Genomic DNA, 20,303 nt, shown 5'->3' with positions numbered 1-20,303 from the left:
GACGATGCCCGCGCGCCCGGCCCGCCCGCGCCTGTCCCGCCATGCTGCCCTGGGCATGTTGTGGCTGGGCGTGGCAAGCGCCGCCGGCGCGCAAGTGCCTCTGCCCCCGCCCTACAACTACGATGAACCGCTGCCCGCGGCGCCGCGTCCGGCCCCGCCTGCCCAGGACCTGTCATTGGGTCCCGGCGCCGCGTCTTACTGCATGCCGGTTTACGCGAATCGCAAACTGGCCGGCTCCCTGACCGATATCCGGCGCGTGGTGGTCGTGCTGCATGGCGACCGCCGCGACGCGACGCGCCATTACCAGGCCATCGACACCCTGGTGCGGCGCGACCCCGCCCGCCGCACCGACACGCTGATCCTGGCGCTCGAGTTCCCCTCGCCTCTCGATACCGCCTACGCCGGCCGTCCTGCCTGGCGCAAGAACAGCTGGGAAGACGGCGCGCAGAGCGTGCGTGCCAGTAAGCGGCCGGCTCCGGTCAGCGCGTTCCAGGTGCTGGACGACCTGCTGCATCTGCTGGCCGATCGCAAGCGCCTGCCATCCCTGGCCGACGTGGTGCTGGCAGGCCATTCCCACGGCGCGCAAATGCTGCAGCGCTACGCCGTGCTGAATGGCGTCGATGGCACGCTGCGGCGGCACGGGCTGGCCTTGCGCTATGTCGTGGCCAACGCGCCCTCGTATCTGTACCTGACCGACGAGCGCCCGCGGCGGCGCGGTACGGGCTACGAACCATACGAACGCGGCATTTGCCCGACGTACAACCGATACCCATACGGAACGCAGCAGCTGCCGTCGTACGCATCCGATGCCGACCCGGCCAGCCTTTACGTGCGTTACGCGCAGCGCGATGTGGTGTATCTGCTGGGCAGCGCCGACACGAATCCGGAAGATCGCGGCCTGGACCAACGGTGCGGCGCCGAGGCCCAGGGTTCGACGCGGCTCTCGCGCGGCCAGGGCTATCTGCGTTATGACCACGTGCTGGCGGCCCGCGGCGCGCACCCCGTGACGTTGCGGCACGAACATCAACTGGTCATGGGGGTAGGCCATGATCCGGCCGCCATGTTCGGCTCGCTGTGCGGCGCCCGCGCCCTCCTGGGCGACGAAGCCAGCACCCCTGCCGGGGCCGCCGCCTGCGAGCCCCTCGGCCGGTAATCCTCGCTGACCAGGCGCAGGGTGCATGGCCCTGCCGGGGCGCCCGCTGGGCTTGCGCCAGGATCGCGAGACTATGGCTGACGGGCTGGCGCCCCCCGCAGCGGTTGCAACAAGCCGGAAAGGCCGTTGTGGTCGAGCTCATGCATCAAAGCCAGCAGGCGGCCGATCTCGCCGGCAGGAAAACCCTTGCGCGCGAACCAGGCCAGATACGGCCCCGGCAAGTCGGCGATCAGGCGACCCTGGTACTTGCCGTAGGGCATCTCGCGGGTCACCAGCTTTTCAAGGTCTTGCGGGTTCATCGGCGCGCTGCCAGTCAAGCGGCCAATGGCCGGCCAACACGTTCTGCAACCACAACGTGCAAGTGAGCGTTTTGGCGTCGGTGACGGATCCGGTGCGGCAGGCGTCGGCCAGTTCCTGCGGCGTCGCGCTGCTGACCTCGAGGAATTCGTCCTGGTCGAGGCGCGCAGCGCCCGCCACGAGCTCGCGCGCGAAGAAGATATGGATGATCTCGGTGGAATATGCAATGGCCAGGTGCATGGCGCCCGCGTAAGCCCAAGAGCCGGCGGTATATCCGGTTTCTTCCAGCAGCTCGCGCTGGGCGCAAGCCAGCGGGTCTTCGCCGGGATCCAGCTTGCCGGCGGGAAACTCGGTCATGACGCGGCCGACCGGGTAGCGGTACTGGCGTTCCAGCAGCACCCGCCCATCGTCCAGCAGGGGAATGATCACCACGGCGCCGGGATGCACGATGTACTCGCGCGACGCCTGACGCCCGTCGGGCAGCCGTACCGTATCGCAGCGCGCTTTCAGGAAGGCGCCGTCGCACAGGGTCTGGCTGTCGAGCCGCGTTTCGATGAGGTGGGTATCGTCAGTCGCTTTCATGAGGGCTGCCGGCAACGTTCAGTTGCCCGGCAGCTTACCACCCGCAGCCCCTGCTACTGGGCGCGTCGCGCGTTGAGCTCTTGCAGGCAGGCGGCGACGCCGGCCTGGAGCTCCGCGTTGCCGATCGCTTCGCGGTCGACTTTGGCGCGGCAGCGCTGATATTGCGCGATGCTCTCGGGCGTGTCGCGAATGGCTGGCGCGGGCGGCGTACCCGGCTGTTCAGTGATGCGCAGCGTAGAGGGCGGCGACTTGCCCCCATCCTGGGAAGGGAAGCTGTACTGCTGGAGCTGCTGCGCCCAGCTGGTTCCCGCAGCGCCCAGCAGGCAGGCCAGAACAGAAAGGCCGCTGATCGCGATTTTCTTCATTTGCACATTCCTTGAACGAAATTTCCGGTGCGCACCTGGGTCGGCCACCGCGTAGGGTTATCGTAACGTCGCAAGCCCTCGCTCGGTATGCCCCGCTGGTTTTAAACGGCAACAAATCCCACGCCCGGAAAATCATGATCTTGCTCGACACCTGCATCGAACGCACCCTGGACGCCTGGGCGCAGCAATACGACAGCCCGGCGTGGCACGGCGCCAGGCTCGAGGGCTGGCTATTCGAAAGCCGGCCTGCCCGACGCGCAGCCGAAGCCCGACTGGCGCGCTCCGGCGTACACGCCACGCTGCGCAGCGCCTACAAGCCCCTGCTGCACTTCTTTCTGGAAGAGGCCGAACTGAACGGGCTGGAGCAGGTCACGGTGCGTTACCCCGTGCATCCCCTCGCGCGGCCCAATCGCTACACACTGGAGGCTCATCCGCTGGCCGAGCTGCTGGGGGCGACCCGACTGCAATTCGTCGCGGGCAAGGCAGACCTGAATTACCGGGTCGAACTGCGCTATCGCGATGGAACCGTACGGCGCGAACGAGTATATGCGCCGAACGCATGCGCCGCGGGCGACGACGGCACGCTTCTGCTCTCGCCCACCGGCTGGCTGCGGGTACACGACGCTCGCGGCGCGCTGGTAATGGACGCCGCGTGCACCACCGAGTTCCAGCAGGCCTATCGGCTTGCCGTCCAGGCCATGCGCGAGCACCCCTGGGGACGCGAATCGCCCCATTTCGACCGCCTGGATATCCGCATCGACTTGCCAGGCATGGAATTCGATGCCGGCGGCACCGCGGGGCTGGTCAGCACGTACGAAGCGCTGCATGAAGATCTTTACTTCAGCCTGATCGAGTTTTTCCAGCGGCACGCCGGCTTGCCGCCGGGCGACCGTCGCCTGCAGCCGGGGCAAATTGTGCCGGATGTGCGGCCCGCATCCGGGCCGGCGCGCGTGCGCGTCGCCACGCGCGAATTTGCACCGCCGGCTGCCGCGCCGGTCGTGGTCGCAGCGCCCTTGGATACCGTCGAGGCGCCGCTGGATTTTGCCCAGATCGCGGCTCATGTTGGCGCGCTGGGAGGCGAGCCCATTTCGGCCACGTCGCGCCAGGGCCGGCCGGTGCTGGGCGCCTATGTTGCCGGCAAGGGGCCGTCTGTCCTGATTTCGGGTGGGCAGCACGCCAATGAGACGTCGGGCGTCGTCGGTGCGCTGCGCGGCGCGCGCGCGCTGCAGGCCGGCGGCGGGGCGCATTACGCGCTGATCGCCCTGGAAAACCCCGACGGCTATGCGTTGCATCGTGAGCTCTGCGCCCAGCACCCCCGCCATATGCACCACGCGGCGCGCTATAGCGCCCTGGGCGACGACGTGGCGTATCGGACCGGATCGCCGCTGCTTGAACAGCAGGCCCGGCGCGTTGCCCTGCAGCGCAGCGGCGCGAGCCTGCATATCAACCTGCACGGTTACCCCGCGCACGAATGGACTCGACCCTTGTCCGGCTATTTGCCGCGCCAGTTCGAGTCATGGACGCTGCCCAAGGGCTTCTTCCTGCTGCTGCGCCATCATCCGGGTTGGGCGGAGGTGGCCGACGCATTGCTGGACGCGGTGTGTGCGCGACTGTCGGAGGTGCCCGGCCTGGTGGAACTCAACGCCCGGCAGGCCGCGCATTACGAAGCGCATGCCTTGCAGCCGGCCGGGGAAACACGGCATGGCATCATCGGCATCGTGGCCGAAAGTACAGCGGAACTGGCGCCGCTGACGCTGATCTCGGAATACCCCGATGAGACGGTGTACGGGGCCGAGTTTCGCCAGGCCCACACGGTCCAGATGCACACTGTGCTCGCAGCGGTTTCGGCATACCAGGGGCTGGCGCATCGGTGCGTCGGCCTGCCCATTCCCGCAGGGTACGCAAGGTAACAGTTGCGCGACGCTCGTCGCGCTATGGTGTGTCAATCCACACACGCTGCAAGGAGCCCGCATGAGAACCCCCGCGCTGATATTTCTGGTGCCCGGCATGCTGGCGGGTGCCATACTGGCCGGTTGCGCCCATGACACTCAGCCCGCGCCCCAGCCTGTGAAATCCCGTCCAACTCTTGCCAGCGATCACAACGCGCGTCAATCGCTGGACTGGGCGGGCACCTATGAAGGCACCCTGCCCTGCGCCGACTGCCCCGGCATCCGGACGCGGCTGTTGCTGACGCCGCAAGGCGAATATGAGCTGCAAACCCGTTACCTGGAAAGACAGGCCCATCCCTCGGTAGAGCGCGGCAAGTTTGAATGGCAAGCCGACGGCAGCACCATACGCCTTGTGCAGGCGGGAGCCGGGCAGGCGTACTTCGTGACCGAAGGCAGAGTCATCCAGCTTTACCAGGACGGTTCGCGGCCCAGCGGTCCACTGGCGGCGCAATACGAGCTGAAACAGCTGCCTCAGCCCTGATCGGGGTGGCGTTCGTTCCACGCGCGCAACTGCTCTCGAAAGCGCTCCATCGCTTCAGCGTAATAGTCGTATACACAGGGAATGCAGCCGCTCTGGCAGCAGTCGCCCGGCTCGGGGGGCTGCGGGGGCTCGGGCTTCGGATCGTGTGCCGGCGCGGCCGGCACGACCGTCAGGGGCGTGGATTTATGGACCATGCCCGCCATTATCGCTCCGGATAAGGCGTCGAACCGCGCCCCGACGAGATGCGCGCGGCAGCCTGCTGCGCGGTGCTGTGATCGGCTCCGGCGAGGGGCGGCATGCTGCGGCTTGGCCAGCCCCGCCGCCTCGCCGCGACGATTATTGTCTGTCGATGATCTCAAAAAAGCCGAAGGTGGCATTCATCAGGTCTTCGACGCGTTCGCTGTGCTTGAACAGGCGCGCGCTTACCAGGCTGCCTTGCAAGGCGGCATACGTGGCGCGCGCGGCCGTCTGCAGGTCGCCCAACACGCGCAGGCTGCCTTCGCGTGCGCCCTGGGCCAGCACCTCGGCCAGCCAGTCTTCATTGGCGCGGTAAAAGTCCTGCACCGCCTGCCGCACGGCCGGGGCGAGCGTGGTCTGGTCGGCCGCCAGCGAGGCCCCCAGGCAGATGCGATCAGTGCCGCAGAAAGTGCGCCGATGGACCTCGACGTAGGCGCGCAGCTTGGCGTCAGCGCGCAGCCCCGGATCGATGCCCTCTATGGCTGACTGCCAGCGCGCGCGGTATTGCTGCACCACTGCCAACAGCAGGTCTTCTTTCTGTGGAAAATAATAGTGGATGCTCGATGTCTTGATGCCGATCAGCATGGCCAGGTCGCGGTAGCTGAAGCCGTTATAGCCGCGCTCCTCGATCAGGCGCTGAGCATGTTCCATGATCTGTGTGCGGGTGGTTTCGGTATTCATGGTCGGGACGCTGCCAGGTAATCAAGAAAACAGTCAGAAAAACGGGGGCGCGTAGGGTTCAGGGGCGGGCCGCCGTGCCGGTAGGCAGGGGCGGCGCCGCGCAGCGACTCATGCGCTGTCCTCAGGCGTGGGGCACGCTGGCCTGATAGTCGAGTTCGCCAAATGCGTTCTCGCCACGAGCCTGCGCCTGTTGCGCCTGGGCACGCACTTCGGCGCGGCTGGCCGACGAACCCGACGCCACGACGGCGGCCGGTTCGGTTTCGCCGAACGTCACCTGGCCGGCGGCGCGGGCAGCCTGCAGTTCGGCCTGGATCTGCGCACGGGTCACGGCGCCGTAGCTGTCGTTGACAGGCGGGTAGTCCAGCTCGCCCGAGGGCTGGCCGGCGTAGGCCGCGCCCATCATGGTCATGGACAACATCACGGCGGATACGAGGGTCTTCATGGTCATGCTCCTTTCAAGAGGCCACGGCAGCGCAGTCCGGGGTGGGCGAACTCGCGGGGCCAGTCGGGGTTTCGGTCGGTGCTTACGCGCCGGTGTTGACGTACAGGGAATCGCCAGCCAGGGGCGAACGGTTCGCACGGGCAGCGGCAGCTTCGGCCTGCACTTGCGCACGGGTCAGCGTGCTGGAGGCGGCCGGGGCGGCAGGCTGCTCCAGTTCACCGAAGGTGACCTGGCCGGCGGCACGGGCGGCTTGCAGTTCGGCCTGGATCTGGGCGCGCGTGACGTCGCCGTAGCTATCGTGCACAGGCGGGTAGTCCAATTCGCCCGAGGGTTCGTAGGCATTGGCAGCCGTGCCGAGCAGAGAAGCGGAAATCAGCAGAAGAGAAGCGAAGGTTTTCATGAGAATGCTCCAGGTATTGGGTGGTTAGCTATCTATGTGTAGATAGGTCGGTAAGGGAAATAAAAAGTGGGTTCGGTTCGGTTCAGCGCATTACGCGCCGGTGTTCACGTACAGGGCGTTGCCGGCCAGCGGGCTGCTCACGCGCGCCGTGGCGGCTTCGGCTTGCACCTGCGCACGGGTCAGCGTGCTGGAGGCGACCGGGGCGGCAGGCTGCTCGAGTTCACCGAAGGTGACCTGGCCGGCGGCACGGGCGGCCTGCAGTTCGGCCACGACTTCGGCGCGGCTCAGCGAGCTGGTCTGCACGATGGTGGGCGGGTAGTCCAGTTCGCCCGAGGGTTCCTGGGCGTAGGCGGCGGTGCCGGCCAGGGAGGCGGAGATCAGCAGGAGCGAGGCAAGGGTTTTCATGATGAAGGTTCCAATAAGAAGAAGGTGATTAAAGCTATCTAGTCGTAGGTAGGTAGTGGGCTAAAATAAAAAGCGGCTTGGGGTGCGGGTCAGCGCATTACGCGCCGGTGTTCACGTACAGGGCATTGACAGCCAGAGCGCGGGCGGCGGCGGCATCGGCCTGCACTTGCGCACGGGTCAGCGTGTTCGAGGCGGCTTGCACGGCGGGTTGCTCGATTTCGCCGAAGGTCACTTGGCCAGCAGCACGGGCGGCTTGCAGTTCGGCCACGACGTCGGCGCGGCTCAGCGAGCTGGTCTGCACGACGGTGGGCGGGTAGTCCAGTTCGCCCGAGGGTTCCTGGGCATAGGCAGCGGTGCCAGCCAGGGAAGCGGAGATAAGCAGCAGGGTCGCGATGTTTTTCATGATGGGTTCCTGATCGGTAAGTGGGGTTGAGCTATCTATGAGTAGGTAGGTAACTGATGTCTAAAAAACGCACCCTTCGGTGCGGCGGCCCGGCTTGCTGCTTCCTGACCATGGAACGAATCTTACCTACTACTAGGTAGACGAGTCAAAGCCAAAAGTGTATCTATTTGTTTAAGAGGCACGGGGCATGCCCCACCGGTCGGGCGAAGCGGCAGACGCCATCGCCAGCGCATGCGACGAGAGATGCCGCTCATGCCCCCGACAGTGCCGCCCTTGGCTCCAGGGACATCGCGACCTGGTCTTGCAGCGCGGCTGCGCCATGCGCGTCATTCGCGGCCCCAAAGGCAACGCGCGTGGCGATGCCGGTACCCGCCCAGTAGCCGCTCACCAGCCCTTCCGGCGCAACGCAGGCGCTGACGCGCGCAGACACGTCCCAGGCGTCCATGCGCACGCGCAAGCCGGCGTAGATGCCATGGCCGGGCGCCGCCGCAATGCGCCCGCCCGCCTCGATGCCCTCGCCCACTCGGATCGCGCCATCGGCAATCACGTCGCCATCGGCCTTGATGCCCCAGCCTGCCTCGAGGTGATCGCCACACACCACATCGCCTGCCGCCTGAATGCCGCGGGCTGCCACGATTTCACCCTGAACGCGCAGGTGTTCGCCGGACTTGATGCCCTGTTCGGTACGCAGTGCGCCGCCGATGTCCAGACCCTGCGAAGCCAGAACGGCACCGGCCGCGATCAGGTCTTGCCCGGTGCGTATGTCCCAGCCCGCGCGCACCCCGCCGGTGCAATCCAGGCGAGTTCCGGCGCTGATGCCCCAGCCTGCCTGGATATCGCCACCGGCACGGATCGCCCCGTCGCACATCACGCTGCCCTGCGCCTCGATATCGCCGCCTGCGATGACGGAACCGCCAGCACGCACGCCGGCGCCACTGACGATGCGCCCACCGGCCCGCACGATGGTGTCTACCGCAATGCCCCGGCGCGCCACGATGGTGCCGGCAAAGACGATGGCGGACGCGTCGATGGAGTCGACCTCCAGTACGTGGTCGGTGGGACCGAATTGGTCGAGCAGCCAGCAGGCGTCATCGACGCGCCCGTCGGCGACCAGGGCATCCAGCACGGCCTGGTAGTCACCGTGGCCGTTGTGGTCGCGCAGGAACCATTTGTAGCCGCTGGCGCATGGGTTCTTGGCTTTGACGAAATTCTTGGTAAGTTGCATGACGCTACGCAGTAGGTAAAGCAGTGCCCCTGGCGGGCGCGGGGCCGGCGGCAGTATGGGCAGGCCCGCACGCGAATCGCGTACGGGCCCAGGAAATCAATAGGGAAGTGTGGCGTGGAGACGGTTCGCGAACCGCTTAGCCGGGTTTGGCGCGTGCGTAGGCCGAGCGCACAGCGACGTCGTGCGTACCCACAGGCGTGGGACGCAGCAACGCGACCATGGCGCGCAAGGCGAAAGGAGCAGACATTGAACAGGTCATGACGCAGGCATCCTACCATTCCGGGCAGGCGCGTCAAGCCTGGGGTGGCCTTTGCGCGACATCGCGCGGGCCGCGCCCGGAATGGTTCGCTTCGGCGATGCCGCAAAGGCCCGGTCGGGCCTGTGCGGCTGGCCCCCCGCGCAGCGGACAGCCAGCCAGGACGAAATCGACAGGCCTCAGACCAGGGTCAGAGTGACATCGATGTTATTGCGCGTGGCGTTCGAATACGGGCAGACCACATGCGCGCGCTTGATCAGTTCTTCGGCCTGCTCGCGGTCCATGCCGGGCAGCGAGATCTTCAGCTCGACTTCGATCCCGAAACCGTTCGGAATGGGCCCGATGCCCACCGAACCGTCTACCGAGACGTCAGACGGAATGGCGAACTTGTCGCGATGGGCGACGAACTTCATCGCGCCCAGAAAGCAGGCCGAGTAACCGGCGGCAAACAGCTGCTCGGGGTTGGTACCCTCGCCACCCGCACCGCCCAGTTCACGGGGCGTGGTGAGTTTGACGTCGAGCACCTGATCGGACGATACCGCGCGGCCGTCACGGCCGCCGGTGGCTTTGGCGTAGGCACGATAAGCAACTTTTTCGAGAGACATGGCAATTCCTTTCTATAGAGGAGGTCAGGGGGCAATGGCGATGCGTACAAAGTACGGCCCGCCGGGTCAGGATACAAGTAGCGCGCAATTAAATAGCGCACGATATTTAAAACAAAGAACAAACGCGACGACGACGCGCGGGAAACCGGGGTCGATCTTCACCCCACACTGCCCACGCGAACTCCCGCGTCCACTTCAACGCAACTGCGGAACAAACTGAAAACAAGCGCGGCTCGAGTTTCCGGTTTCGAGCTCCGGGCCGAAACGAAACCTTCAACATCAGCCATCACCTCCAACCATCAACTTCAAACTTCAAACTTCAAACTTCAAACTTCAAACTTCAAACTTCAGACTTCAGACTCTGAATTTCGACACTTCAATACTGCACGGCTGCAACATTCAACACTTCGACGGAATACCAAAGGACTTCAGGGGCACCGCCATTTCATCCAGCGGCCGACAGGCGGTCGCGCAGCTGATCGAGCTCGAGCTTCAACGCTTCCAGCGCTTCCGGCGTGCAAGCCGTGGCCCCCAGCACCGACAAGGGTACCTGCGCGGCCTTCTGCTGCAGCGCGCGGCCGGCGGCCGTGAGGCCCACCACTATCTGGCGTTCGTCTTGCTGGGCGCGCAACCGCGTGACCAGCCGGGCTGTTTCCATGCGCTTGAGCAGTGGCGTGAGCGTGGCGGAATCAAGAAACAGCCGCCGACCGATATCGGAAAGCGTCAGTTGATCTTGTTCCCACAGCACCAGCATTACCAGGTACTGCGGATACGTCAGGCCCAACGGGCGCAGCAGCTTGCGGTAGACCTTGTTCATGGCCAGCATGGTAGAGTGCAGCGCGAAACAGAGTTGCTGGTCGAGCAGCAGCGAGGGCGTGGCGGTAGCGGTTCGGCGGCGAGTCATGATGGAATGAATAATACATAGCACGCTATTTAATAGCAAGCTATTTTTTGCTGGCGCTGCCGTGCAGAGGCTACGCGCCGGGCTGGTCCGGAGCTGTGTCGTAGGCAGCGTGATAGCGCACCGTTCCGGTAACGCGCCCCCGCCAGGCCTGCGCCATGAAGTACGGGGCCGGCACGTCGGGCAGCACCAGGCCCAGACCGGCGCGGAAGCCGAAACGTCCATAGAACTGCGGCCTGCCGAGTACGACGCATCCCGCCGCGCCGCGCATGCGCAACCGGGCGAGTCCCTCGACCACCAGCATGGAACCCACGCCCTGCCCTTGCAGCCGGGGCGCTACCGCGATGGGCCCCAGGCCATACCAGCCCGTCGTGGCGCCACCTGGGCCGGCGATACTTACCGGCGCATAGGTCGCCTGCCCCACGACTTCACCCGCCTGTACGGCCACCAGCGACAATGCCAAGGCACCCTGGGCTCGCAGCGCATCGATCACACTGCCCTCGATATGCTGGCTGCAAGGCTGGTCGCGAAACGCGGCCTGTGTCACGGCGTGGATCGCGGCAATATCCGCATCGGTTTCGGTGCGCAACAACATGGGTGAGTTCCTGGGCGGGCACAGTCCGTAGAATAGATGGATCTACTCTGAACTACAGGCACTCATGGAAACCGAACTTGACGGCCGCCTGCACGCGCTGCGGCAGACCGTGGCGCTGGCCCTGGCGTTATCCACGCGCAGCAACCCGCAGGCCACCGAACTGGCGCTGGACATTCTGGCCGATATGAAGGGCAGCGTGTCGCAGGCGCCCGACAGTCCTTTTGACGCGCCGCCCTGGGCCACAGGCGCCCTGGATGAGCTCGAGCATGTCGCCCAGCTCTTGCGCGCCTTCACCCAGCAACCCGGCGATACGCCGGACCCGTAACACCCGGCGCGCACCCAGGCACCCATCTCTCTGCCGCTGCGCCTGATCGCAGCGGCGCGTATTCCGCGGCATGGCCGGCCATGCCGCCTCTCGCGCGGCGAGTCAGCCGATGCAGTACCCCTTGCGGCCTGCCGCAGCGGGCTCGGCGCAAGCCCGCCGTCCAGGCGAGAGGCGAACATGACCTTCCACAGCGTCATGGCTCGCGCTGTGTCCGCCCCCCACACCGCACCGCGCCCTCCATGCGCATGCATGCGCGCATTTCTCCGGCGGCGCCCGCCATGGCATGCCGGCCATGCCTGCCATGGCCCCGAAGCCTGTTTAAAATGGCCCACCATGGCCAGCTCCCGCACCTTGACGCACTTGCGCTATCGCGCCGCCGTATGGCTGGCGCTCTGCGTGTTTGTGTTGAAGGCAATGGTGCCGCAAGGCTTCATGCCCAGCGCCGAGCCGGGCGCCACGCTGATTCAATTGTGCTCGGCTGCCGGCCCCATCTGGATCGAGGGTCCGCACAAGGCCGACCATCGGCCCGACGCGCAGCATGCCGAACAATCCACCGTCTGCAGCATGGGCGTGGCCTTGGCCGCGCTGCCCTTGCCCGCGGTTGCGGTGGCCATTGCCCCGGCGGCGGCATCCGTCTCCCTGCGTCTTGCCGCCCGGGCCCCACCGGCGCAGCCTCGCGGCCACTCGCCCGGCGCGCCGCTCGGCGCGCGTGCTCCCCCCCTTCCCCTCGGTTAACGCACCGCCGGCCCGTTGCACCGGCAACGGCCTCGTCATTCCCAACCGAGACATACCATGATTTCCCTACCCGCCAGGACGACCGTCCTGCAGCGGCGCTCGGCCATGGCCGCCGCTCTGGCGCTGATGGCAACGCCGCCCTGGGCGCATGAGCAGGACCTTGGCGGCGGCCCTGTGCCCACAATGGCCGCCATCTCCGTGTCCGCCAACTACTCTGTGCCTGCCCTCGAGGAGCCCGCGTCCACCGGCTCGTTCCTCGCTCTCACACCGCTGGAGACGCCTGCCAGCATCGACGTCATTACGAACGAACAGCTACGCCAGCGCGGTGACGTGACCGTCATGGACGCCGTCACGCAGGCGCCCGGCATCAGCGTCTTCCGTCATCCGGGCAACGGCGGCTCTTCGCTGTCGTCGCGCGGGTTCACCGATTCGAATTCAGTCGCCATGCTTTACGACGGAGTACGGCAGTACGGCGGCCTGGGCCAAACCTTCGTATATGACCCCTGGTCGGTCGAGCGTATCGAAGTACTGCGCGGTCCGGCGTCGGTGCTGTATGGCGAAGGCGCGGTAGGCGGCGTCGTGAACGTCATTCCGAAGAAGCCGACACGCGGCGAGGTGGAAAGCGAACTGCAGGCAAGCCTGGGCACGCACGACACACAGCGCCTGGCTTTCGGCAGCGGCGGCGCGCTGGACGAACGCTGGTCGTATCGCCTCGACCTCAGCGCCAACCGCAGCAAAGCCGACATGAACATGGGCGGCTCGAAAAACGCCGCGCTGACCGCCGCGCTGAGACTGGACGTGTCGTCCTCGCTGAACCTGACCCTGACCCATGCCGACTCATGGCAGGAGCCCTCCCGCTACTTCGGCACCCCGCTGATCGACGGAGGCATCGATTATTCGTTGCGCCACCAGAATTACAACGTGGCCGACAGCAAGATCATCTATCGTGATAGCCGCAGCGAATTGCAGGGCGAATGGACCCCCAACGCCACGACTGCGGTGCGCGGCCGCGTGTATCACATAGGCAGCGATCGCGACTACCGCAATGTTGAAAACTATGTATGGGACGCGGCAAGCGGGTTGATCGAACGCAGCGCCTATACGGCCATCCAGCACGATCAAAGCCAGGTGGGCGCTCGCGTCGACGCTTCTCACGCAAGCCGGCTGATGGGCCTGCCCAATCAAGCGGCGATAGGCGCCGAGGTCAATCGCAGCAGGCTCGTGCACACCAATAATGCTCCTTACGGAGGGCTTTCCTGGGTGGACCCGCACGACGTCGACCACGGCGAATTCATCAACGAGGCTGGCACCACGCCGCGTTACCGCAACACGGCGACGCAGTTCGCCGTGTTCGGCGAAGACCGCCTGGCGCTGACCGAGCGCTGGTCCGTCCTGGGCGGCATACGTTGGGACCACATCGACCTCGAGCGTCACGACCTGGTCACCGACAGCACGGCCTACCGCCGCAGCTACAGCAACGTCGGCTGGCGCGCGGGCACCGTGTACAACCTGCTGCCTACCCTGGCTCTGTACGCGCAATATTCGGAAGCGGCCGATCCGGTCGGCGGCCTGTTGCTGATGTCACCGGCCAACAAAGACTTCGATCTGTCGTGGGCGCGCCAGATCGAAGCGGGTGTCAAACAGGTTTTCTGGGACAGCGCCGGCACGTGGACCCTGGCCGTCTATCACATCCGCAAGAAAGACTTGGTCACGCGCGACCCGCGCGATCCGTCCTTGCGCGTGCAGATAGGAAGCCAGTCGAGTCGCGGGCTCGAGTTCACCCTAGGCCTGGATCTGGGGCGCTACTGGCGGCTGGACTTCAACGGGGCCATCCTGGACGCCCGCTACGACGATTACGCCGACGCATCATCCGGCGTCGCCGTTTCGCGGCGGGGCAACGTGCCGCCCGATGTGCCCGAGCGCCTGGCCAACGTGTGGCTGAGCTGGCGATTCGCCCCTCAATGGACGGCAAGTGCCGGCCTGCGCTATGTGGGCAAGCGGTTTGCGGACAGTGCAAACCAGCTGGAAATGGCGGCCTACACCACCACCGACCTGGCGCTGCAGTGGCAGGCCCGGAGCGACCTGAGCCTGGCATTGCGCGCCTACAACGTTTTCGACAAACAGTATGCCGAGACCGCGTACTACAACCCGACGCAGTGGCTGCTCGGCGCGGGCAGGCGGCTGGAGCTGACCGCCAATTATCGGTTCTAACGACGACTTGCACACCCCATGGACACCATGAACGACAACACTACGACTGACCATGAGACCGTGCGCCAGGCACACGTCTACCGCGCCGTATGGCGCTGGCACTTTTACGCGGGGCTGCTCGTGCTGCCCTTCTTGATACTGCTGGCCGCGACCGGCGGGCTTTATCTCTTTCATCACGAAATCGATCGCGCCTGGTACCGCGACCTGCGGCAGGTGCAACCGGCCCATACGCCCGCGCACACGCCGTCGGCGCTGGCCGAGGCCGCCTCGAAAGCCTATCCCGGCACCTTCACCAAATACCTGCCGCCTGCGTCTGCCGACGCCGCGGCGCAGGTGGTGATCAAGCCGGCAGCAGGAGACAGCATGAGCGTGTACGTCGACCCGTACAGCGGCCGGGTGCTGGGCGCGCACCCCGAGCGCGGCACGCTGATGTGGACCGTACGGCGCCTGCACAGCCTGGATTATTTCGGCCCGCTGGCCAGCGCGGCCATAGAGATCGCCGCAGGCTGGTCCATCCTGCTGGTGCTCACAGGGCTGTACCTGTGGTGGCCCCGGGGACGCAGGAAGGGCGTGGCGACCGTGCGCGGCCGCCCCGGTCAACGCGTGTTCTGGCGCGACATCCACGCAGTCACCGGGGCCTTCGTGGGCCTGTTCATCCTGTTTTTGGCGGGCACCGGCATGCCTTGGTCGCTGGTGTGGGGTGGCCAGGTCAACCAATGGGCCAACGGCAGCAACTTCGGCTACCCGGCCGGCGTGCGTGTGGCATTGCCAATGTCAGACGAGCACCTGGGACATCTGGGTCCCACCACGTGGTCGCTCGAACAGGCGCGCGTGCCGCAATCGCCGCATGGGCACGCCGGAACATCCGATATCGGGCTGGATCGGGCCGTGGCCGCGTTCGATCGGCTCGGCCTGGCGCCCGGCTATGCGATCAACGTACCGCAAGACCCCGCGGGCGTGTATACCGCGTCGGTCTATCCGAACGACCTGGCGCGACAACGGGTGGTGCACCTCGACCGGTACACCGGCGAGCCCTTGCTGGACATGGGCTATGGCGATTACGGCCCCGTGGGCAAGGCGCTGGAATGGGGCATCAATGTGCACATGGGCCAGGAATTCGGCCTGGCCAACCAACTGGTGCTGCTGGCCGCCTGCCTGGCAATGATATTGATGAGCGTGGCGGCAGGGGTCATGTGGTGGAAGCGCCGGCCTTCCGGTTCGCTGGGCATACCCCCGCTCGCACCCGACCGGCGGGCATTGCGTGGCGTGATGTTCCTGATGGTTGCCGGCGGGATCCTGTTTCCGCTGGTAGGCGCATCGCTGCTCATCATGCTGGTGATTGACTGGGTGGCGCAGCGCCACGCCCGTCTTGACACGGTCAAGAGCGGCGTGTAATTTCATTGGCAACATGAACCCACGCGCCCTGCCCCATTGTTGCTTCCCATTCGCGGCTCCCGTCCGCGACCGGGGCTGCGCGCGCGTCTCCATCACCTCAGTCGCCCCGCCCGCGCGCAGCCTCGTCGGCCGCGCGGCTCCCCCGCCGCCCGCCGCCCATCTGGCCTGATTCCAGGCCTTCCTGGCGGTTCCAGCACCTTTGCCTGCCCTGTCCGGCGCCTCTCGGCCCGGCCTCGGCCGCTGGAGCCTGTGCGTTGTCTCTCGGGTGACTTCCATGAAACTTTCAAGAACGGCCTATATGGCCCATGGCGCCACGGCGCTGTTCGTACTGCTGTGGAGCAGCGGCGCAATTTTCTCCAAACTGAGCCTGGCATACGCTTCGCCGTTTGCCATCCTGGCACTGCGCTTTGGTCTGGCACTGGCGGCACTGCTGGCCCTTGCGCGCGCCGCAGGACTGCCGTGGCTGCCCCGCCGCGGCGAGCGCGCGCGCACCGCCGCCACGGGCCTGACGATGACGGGCGGCTACTCGGTCTGCTATTTCCTGGCCCTGGACCACGGCCTCACGCCGGGCGTGCTGGCCACTGCCCTGGGCGCCCAGCCCCTGCTGACCCTCGTGCTGATGGAACGGCGCTACCCCTGGCCCCGTGTGCTGGGACTGACGCTCGCGTTCTGCGGCCTGATGCTGGTGGTATGGGATGGCATTGCCGCCGCACGGTTTTCGGCCATGGGCATGATCTATGCGCTGGGCGCACTGCTGTGCATGACCGGCGGCGCCATGATGCAAAAAAGCCTGCGCCTGCCCCCGCTGCAGGCCCTGCCGCTGCAATACCTCGCCGCCCTGCTGCTGTGCGTGCTGTGCCTGCCCTGGCAGCCCTGGCGCGTCGAAGCCACGGCCGGCCTGTGGGTATCCCTGGTATGGCTGGCGCTCGTGATATCGGTCGGCGCGACCATTCTGCTGTTTCGCCTGATCCATGCCGGGAACCTGGTCAACGTCACGAGTCTGTTCTATCTGGTGCCTATCATGACGGCCCTGCTGGACTACCTGCTGCTGGGCCATCGACTGCCCTGGCTCAGCATGTTGGCAATGGGGGCAATACTCGCCGGACTGGCGGTCGTGATGCGCACGTCTCCGTAACGCGGGTCAGCGGGGGCCGCCCCCCGCGCACTGGCTGGCCCTGGCCATCGGCCGCTTTGCCCGCGGTGTTCATGCCCATGCGCATGAACGCCTGCTTGCTGCCGCCATTAACGCGGTCTCGAGCTGCCGACTCGGCACGACCACCGCCGGGCGCCATGCTGCGCGGCGCGGCGTTCAGCCGCGGGGCAGATAGCGGTGCCGGTTCAAGGCCAGGTAGGCATCGCGCGACGGCGCCAGGTGGTCGCGGCACAGGCTGATGAGAACGTCGCGTCGGCCTTCCCGAAGTGCTTCGATCATGGCCCAGTGTTCCTGACGCGCGCGCTCGCGGTACGACGCATCGACCAGCGAACTGAACCGGATGGCATGCGTCTGGCGCGCATATTCCTGTATGGCCTTTTGCAGCACGCCATTCTCGCAGCAGCCGAACAGCGCCTGGTGAAACCGCTGATTGGTGTGGAAGACGCGACGGGGGTCGCCGGCCGCCACGGCCTCGTCGTGTTCGCGCTGGATGGCGACAAGTTCGCGCAAGGCCGGCGCCGGCAGCGGGCATGGAATGGTGCGGGCGGCCTCGGCCTCGAGCAGTTCGCGCAGCTGATAGAGTTCAGCCACTTCGCGGGGGGCGAAGGCTCGTACCTCGCAGCCTACATTCTTGCGCCGTTCGACCAACCCCATCCGCGCCAGCTCGGCCAGCACTTCGCGCGCCGCGTGGCGCTTGAAGCCGAACCGGCGTATCAGGTCGTCTTCGATCAGGCGCTCGCGCGGGTGCAGGCTGCCCAGCACGATGTCTTCTTCGAGTATGCGCACGGCGTCGGCAATGCTGGACGCTACGGCGGGCACGGAGAAAGGCGCATCTGACCAGACCTGGGACATCGGGTAAACAAAGCGGCATGCCCTGCGGGCAGAAGCAGCCACTATATCAACAATCGATTCAGCGTTGGGCCATTGCGGGCGCTGGCGCAGCGGTGGGCGCGACGCGATCATCGATGGAGAAATTCAGCAACGCCGCCACCAGGCCCGCCGCCGCCGTGGCGGCCCACACCGGGGTGTAGGAGCCCGTCAGATCGAACACCAGCCCGCCCATCCAGGTGCCCAGGAACGAACCGATCTGATGGCTGAGGAAACACACGCCGAAGAGCGTGCCCAGGTACCGCGTGCCGAAAACCTTGGCGACCAGGCCGCTGGTCAGCGGCACCGTACCGAGCCAGGTCAATCCCATCACGGCCGCGAACAGCACTACCGAGAGCGTGCTCTTGGGCATCAGGAAAAATGCTGCGATGGCCGCGCCGCGTATCAGGTACAGCCAACCCAGCACGTATTGCTGTCGATAGTGTCCGCCCAGCCAGCCGCAAGCCCAGCTGCCTGCCATGTTGAACAGCCCGATCAGGGCCAGCGCCGTGGCGCCCAGGCCGATCGGCATATGACACAGCACCAGGTAGCCGGGCAGGTGCGTGGCGATAAATGCCAACTGGAATCCGCAGGTGAAAAAGCCCAGCGTCAGCAGGCAATAGCCGCGGTGTCTGCACGCATGCACCACCGCCTGCCTGAGCGACATCGTGGGCTCCTGCGTCGCCGCAGCCGCTGCGGCCGAGCCCGCCGGCCGGTCGAGCAGCCACCCCATCGGCGCCACCAGCAGCATCAGTATGGCCAGGCCCCACAACGATGTGGACACGCCGCCGCTCTCGCGCAAGACCTGCGCAAAGGGCACCAGCACCACCTGGCCCACCGATCCCCCGGCGCTGGCCAGACCCAGCGCCATGCTGCGCCGCTGCGGCGAAGCCGCGCGACCCACCGCGGCCAACACGACGCCAAAGCTGGTGCAGCTGACGCCTATCCCCACCAGCACGCCCATTCCCAGCACCATGAGCACGGGCGAATCGGCCCCGCTGGCCAGGGCCAGCCCGGCGGCAAACGCCGCCGCCCCGAACGCCACTACGGGCGCCGACCCATAGCGGTCGGCAGCGGCGCCTGCGAAAGGCTGCGCGAAACCCCACACCAGATTGTGCAGCGCGATCGCAAACGCGATCTGCGTGACCGGCAGGCCCCGGTCGAACGAGAACGGCGTGATGAACAAACCGAACGTCTGGCGCACGCCCATGGCGGCGCTGAGGATCAGGGCGGCCGCCACCACGACCCAGAGCACGGAATTGCGGGTGGAAGGCTCCGCGATTTTTGCGGTATGCATGACGGGAAATCTCCTTTTGGCGGCATGGTGGCACGCGCCCGGATGCCCCGGCAAAGGAAAAGATTTTGATGACGGGTGAACAGTATTCACCCGGTTCTACTCGCCGTTCGGCATGCGGTTTCCAAGAACTTCCCGCGCGGCGCATCCCGCGCTACGCACCCGCGCCCTGTGGTGGCGCGCGTGCCGCGTCACGAGGCGCCAGTCCAGGCTGGTCGGGGCTATGGCGCGAACTCACGCGCCTGTTCGAGCAGCCAGTCGCGAAACGCCAGCAGCTCGCTGCGCCGCGCCATGGCGTCGGAGGCCACCAGCCAATACGCCGTCTGCGCGCGCATGCCGGGCATATCCAGGGCCATCAGCGCGCCGGACTGCAGTTCCGCGTCGACCAGCGGCCGGCGGCCCAGCGCGACGCCCAGGCCCTGAACCGCGGCCTCGAATGCGAGCTGTATGGTGTCGAAGTGCAACTCACCCGGCGCGGTGGCGCCGTCCGGGCCGGTCCAGCCGGTGTGTTCCCGCCAGGCCTGCCAGTCCTCGCTGGCCAGATCGACATGGATCAGGGTCGCCGCGGCCAGATCGAATCTGCCATGTTCGCGCACGATGCGGTCGCGATAGGCCGCGCTGCACACCGGCACCAGTTGCTCGCCGAAAAGGCGTGACCAGTCGGCCGCCGTGACGTCCCCGCGGCTCATCCGTATGGCGAAATCGAAACCATCTACCGGGAAGCCCACATGCCGTTGCGCAGTGTCGATGGTGATTGCAACACCGGGCCATCGCGCCCGGAACGACGCCAGGCGCGGCAACAGCCAGCGCGAGGCAAGCGTGGGGGCGCAGCTGATGGCAATGCCCCTGCGGCCCTGCCCGTCCGGCAGCCGCTGCGTGCCCGTGGCAATGAGCGACAGCGCCTCGGACACGTACAGCAGATAATCCGCGCCTTCCGGCGTCAGCGCCAACCCGCGCGGGCCCCGCTGGAAGAGTTCCACACCCAGGGCCCGTTCCAGGCCCACAATGCCATGGCTGACGGCGCTGGGCGTGACGTTCAGTTCGGCGGCGGCCAGCTTGAAGCTGCACAGGCGGCCCGCGGCTTCGAACAAGCGCAGGGCCGGCAACGGAGGAAGGCGGCGGGGCATGTAGCATTCCCTTGGTACAAAGCCGGAGGATGCACCCCGGCGACGGCGCTTACTGTAGCGGACTCTGGCACCATGCCGCCAGAGCGAAGCCGGCGCCGTGGCCGACGCGCCGGCAGGCCCGCGACGGGCGCGAGCGCCGCGGGATGCGCTCCGCCGGCACCGGCCATGCCTGGCGTGGAGCAGGTGCCGCGGATATGATGTGCCATCGTTTGCCCCACG

24 protein-coding genes are annotated in these 20,303 nt (G+C 66.5%); 8 read left to right on the top strand and 16 right to left on the bottom strand.

Going from position 1 to position 20,303, the window contains the following annotated elements; translation table 11 throughout:
• Nucleotides 1-4: 4 nt before the first annotated feature.
• Complete coding sequence (locus ACV17W_RS21260) at nucleotides 5-1,153, top strand: hypothetical protein (protein ID WP_462594361.1); 1,149 nt, start codon at nucleotides 5-7, stop codon at nucleotides 1,151-1,153.
• Nucleotides 1,154-1,224: 71 nt separating this feature from the next.
• On the opposite strand, the gene ACV17W_RS21255 is transcribed toward ACV17W_RS21260, so the two are convergent.
• The 3 genes from ACV17W_RS21255 to ACV17W_RS21245 are packed head-to-tail and all read right to left on the bottom strand — an operon-like array spanning nucleotide 1,225 to nucleotide 2,397.
• Entirely contained in the window at nucleotides 1,225-1,452 is a 228-nt protein-coding gene (locus ACV17W_RS21255; RefSeq protein ID WP_462594360.1) for a DUF3820 family protein, read from the bottom strand.
• Nucleotides 1,433-2,032, bottom strand: a complete 600-nt coding sequence (locus ACV17W_RS21250) for an NUDIX domain-containing protein (RefSeq protein ID WP_462594359.1) — start codon at nucleotides 2,030-2,032, stop codon at nucleotides 1,433-1,435. The genes ACV17W_RS21255 and ACV17W_RS21250 overlap by 20 nt, the downstream gene beginning before the upstream one ends.
• A gap of 53 nt (nucleotides 2,033-2,085) precedes the next feature.
• Nucleotides 2,086-2,397 carry a hypothetical protein gene (locus ACV17W_RS21245; protein WP_462594358.1) on the bottom strand — a complete coding sequence of 104 codons (312 nt, stop codon included), beginning with the start codon at nucleotides 2,395-2,397 and terminating at the stop codon, nucleotides 2,086-2,088.
• Between the two features lie 134 nt (nucleotides 2,398-2,531).
• Here ACV17W_RS21245 and ACV17W_RS21240 point away from each other — a divergent pair, with 134 nt between their 5' ends.
• A complete protein-coding gene (locus ACV17W_RS21240) occupies nucleotides 2,532-4,307 on the top strand; it encodes a M14 family metallopeptidase (RefSeq protein WP_462594357.1) in 1,776 nt (591 codons plus the stop codon).
• Between the two features lie 61 nt (nucleotides 4,308-4,368).
• Nucleotides 4,369-4,827 carry a copper resistance protein NlpE gene (locus ACV17W_RS21235; RefSeq protein WP_462594356.1) on the top strand — a complete coding sequence of 153 codons (459 nt, stop codon included), beginning with the start codon at nucleotides 4,369-4,371 and terminating at the stop codon, nucleotides 4,825-4,827.
• Here the strand turns inward: ACV17W_RS21235 and ACV17W_RS21230 are convergent.
• From ACV17W_RS21230 to ACV17W_RS21185, 10 genes are all read right to left on the bottom strand, one after another.
• Nucleotides 4,818-5,021 carry an oxidoreductase-like domain-containing protein gene (locus ACV17W_RS21230; RefSeq protein ID WP_462594355.1) on the bottom strand — a complete coding sequence of 68 codons (204 nt, stop codon included), beginning with the start codon at nucleotides 5,019-5,021 and terminating at the stop codon, nucleotides 4,818-4,820. The genes ACV17W_RS21235 and ACV17W_RS21230 overlap by 10 nt on opposite strands.
• Nucleotides 5,022-5,163: 142 nt before the next feature.
• Nucleotides 5,164-5,745 carry a TetR/AcrR family transcriptional regulator gene (locus tag ACV17W_RS21225; RefSeq protein ID WP_462594354.1) on the bottom strand — a complete coding sequence of 194 codons (582 nt, stop codon included), beginning with the start codon at nucleotides 5,743-5,745 and terminating at the stop codon, nucleotides 5,164-5,166.
• 121 nt (nucleotides 5,746-5,866) lie between these two features.
• A complete protein-coding gene (locus tag ACV17W_RS21220) occupies nucleotides 5,867-6,187 on the bottom strand; it encodes a DUF4148 domain-containing protein (RefSeq protein WP_462593816.1) in 321 nt (106 codons plus the stop codon).
• Nucleotides 6,188-6,269: 82 nt separating this feature from the next.
• Complete coding sequence (locus tag ACV17W_RS21215; protein ID WP_462594353.1) at nucleotides 6,270-6,587, bottom strand: DUF4148 domain-containing protein; 318 nt, start codon at nucleotides 6,585-6,587, stop codon at nucleotides 6,270-6,272.
• A gap of 90 nt (nucleotides 6,588-6,677) precedes the next feature.
• Nucleotides 6,678-6,992 (bottom strand): DUF4148 domain-containing protein, encoded by a 315-nt coding sequence (locus tag ACV17W_RS21210; RefSeq protein ID WP_462593819.1) that lies wholly within the window; start codon nucleotides 6,990-6,992, stop codon nucleotides 6,678-6,680.
• 97 nt (nucleotides 6,993-7,089) lie between these two features.
• Nucleotides 7,090-7,395: a DUF4148 domain-containing protein gene (locus ACV17W_RS21205; protein WP_462594351.1), complete on the bottom strand. Its 306-nt coding sequence runs from the start codon at nucleotides 7,393-7,395 to the stop codon at nucleotides 7,090-7,092.
• 250 nt (nucleotides 7,396-7,645) lie between these two features.
• Nucleotides 7,646-8,620 (bottom strand): hypothetical protein, encoded by a 975-nt coding sequence (locus ACV17W_RS21200; RefSeq protein ID WP_462594350.1) that lies wholly within the window; start codon nucleotides 8,618-8,620, stop codon nucleotides 7,646-7,648.
• A 435-nt stretch (nucleotides 8,621-9,055) separates the two neighbouring features.
• Nucleotides 9,056-9,481: an organic hydroperoxide resistance protein gene (locus ACV17W_RS21195; RefSeq protein ID WP_462594349.1), complete on the bottom strand. Its 426-nt coding sequence runs from the start codon at nucleotides 9,479-9,481 to the stop codon at nucleotides 9,056-9,058.
• A 445-nt stretch (nucleotides 9,482-9,926) separates the two neighbouring features.
• Nucleotides 9,927-10,385, bottom strand: coding sequence for a MarR family winged helix-turn-helix transcriptional regulator (locus tag ACV17W_RS21190; protein WP_462594348.1), 459 nt, complete (start codon nucleotides 10,383-10,385; stop codon nucleotides 9,927-9,929).
• Nucleotides 10,386-10,455: 70 nt separating this feature from the next.
• Entirely contained in the window at nucleotides 10,456-10,977 is a 522-nt protein-coding gene (locus ACV17W_RS21185) for a GNAT family N-acetyltransferase (RefSeq protein WP_462594347.1), read from the bottom strand.
• A 64-nt stretch (nucleotides 10,978-11,041) separates the two neighbouring features.
• Between ACV17W_RS21185 and ACV17W_RS21180 the strand changes: the two genes are divergently transcribed.
• The 5 genes from ACV17W_RS21180 to ACV17W_RS21160 all read left to right on the top strand — a co-directional run bounded on the left by ACV17W_RS21180 (nucleotide 11,042) and on the right by ACV17W_RS21160 (nucleotide 16,778).
• On the top strand, nucleotides 11,042-11,302 hold the full coding sequence (locus ACV17W_RS21180) for a hypothetical protein (protein WP_462594346.1): 261 nt from the start codon (nucleotides 11,042-11,044) through the stop codon (nucleotides 11,300-11,302).
• A 333-nt stretch (nucleotides 11,303-11,635) separates the two neighbouring features.
• Nucleotides 11,636-12,037 carry a DUF2946 family protein gene (locus ACV17W_RS21175; RefSeq protein WP_462594345.1) on the top strand — a complete coding sequence of 134 codons (402 nt, stop codon included), beginning with the start codon at nucleotides 11,636-11,638 and terminating at the stop codon, nucleotides 12,035-12,037.
• A gap of 57 nt (nucleotides 12,038-12,094) precedes the next feature.
• A complete protein-coding gene (locus ACV17W_RS21170; RefSeq protein ID WP_462594344.1) occupies nucleotides 12,095-14,248 on the top strand; it encodes a TonB-dependent receptor in 2,154 nt (717 codons plus the stop codon).
• 27 nt (nucleotides 14,249-14,275) lie between these two features.
• Nucleotides 14,276-15,643, top strand: coding sequence for a PepSY-associated TM helix domain-containing protein (locus ACV17W_RS21165; protein ID WP_462594343.1), 1,368 nt, complete (start codon nucleotides 14,276-14,278; stop codon nucleotides 15,641-15,643).
• Between the two features lie 274 nt (nucleotides 15,644-15,917).
• The gene (locus tag ACV17W_RS21160; protein ID WP_462594342.1) at nucleotides 15,918-16,778 is read left to right on the top strand and encodes a DMT family transporter; all 861 of its coding nucleotides are present in this window, start codon (nucleotides 15,918-15,920) and stop codon (nucleotides 16,776-16,778) included.
• Between the two features lie 174 nt (nucleotides 16,779-16,952).
• On the opposite strand, the gene ACV17W_RS21155 is transcribed toward ACV17W_RS21160, so the two are convergent.
• The 3 genes from ACV17W_RS21155 to ACV17W_RS21145 form a co-directional block, all read right to left on the bottom strand.
• Nucleotides 16,953-17,648 (bottom strand): GntR family transcriptional regulator, encoded by a 696-nt coding sequence (locus ACV17W_RS21155; RefSeq protein ID WP_462594341.1) that lies wholly within the window; start codon nucleotides 17,646-17,648, stop codon nucleotides 16,953-16,955.
• 58 nt (nucleotides 17,649-17,706) lie between these two features.
• Entirely contained in the window at nucleotides 17,707-18,960 is a 1,254-nt protein-coding gene (locus ACV17W_RS21150) for an MFS transporter (protein WP_462594340.1), read from the bottom strand.
• 218 nt (nucleotides 18,961-19,178) lie between these two features.
• A complete protein-coding gene (locus ACV17W_RS21145) occupies nucleotides 19,179-20,084 on the bottom strand; it encodes a LysR substrate-binding domain-containing protein (RefSeq protein ID WP_462594339.1) in 906 nt (301 codons plus the stop codon).
• Between the last annotated feature and the right edge of the window lie 219 nt (nucleotides 20,085-20,303).

It is taken from the genome of Bordetella sp. MIP270_01_BMS, assembly GCF_054958705.1.
The sequence above is the reverse complement of the archived record's forward strand: the minus strand, read 5'-3'. Positions and strand labels throughout refer to the sequence as shown.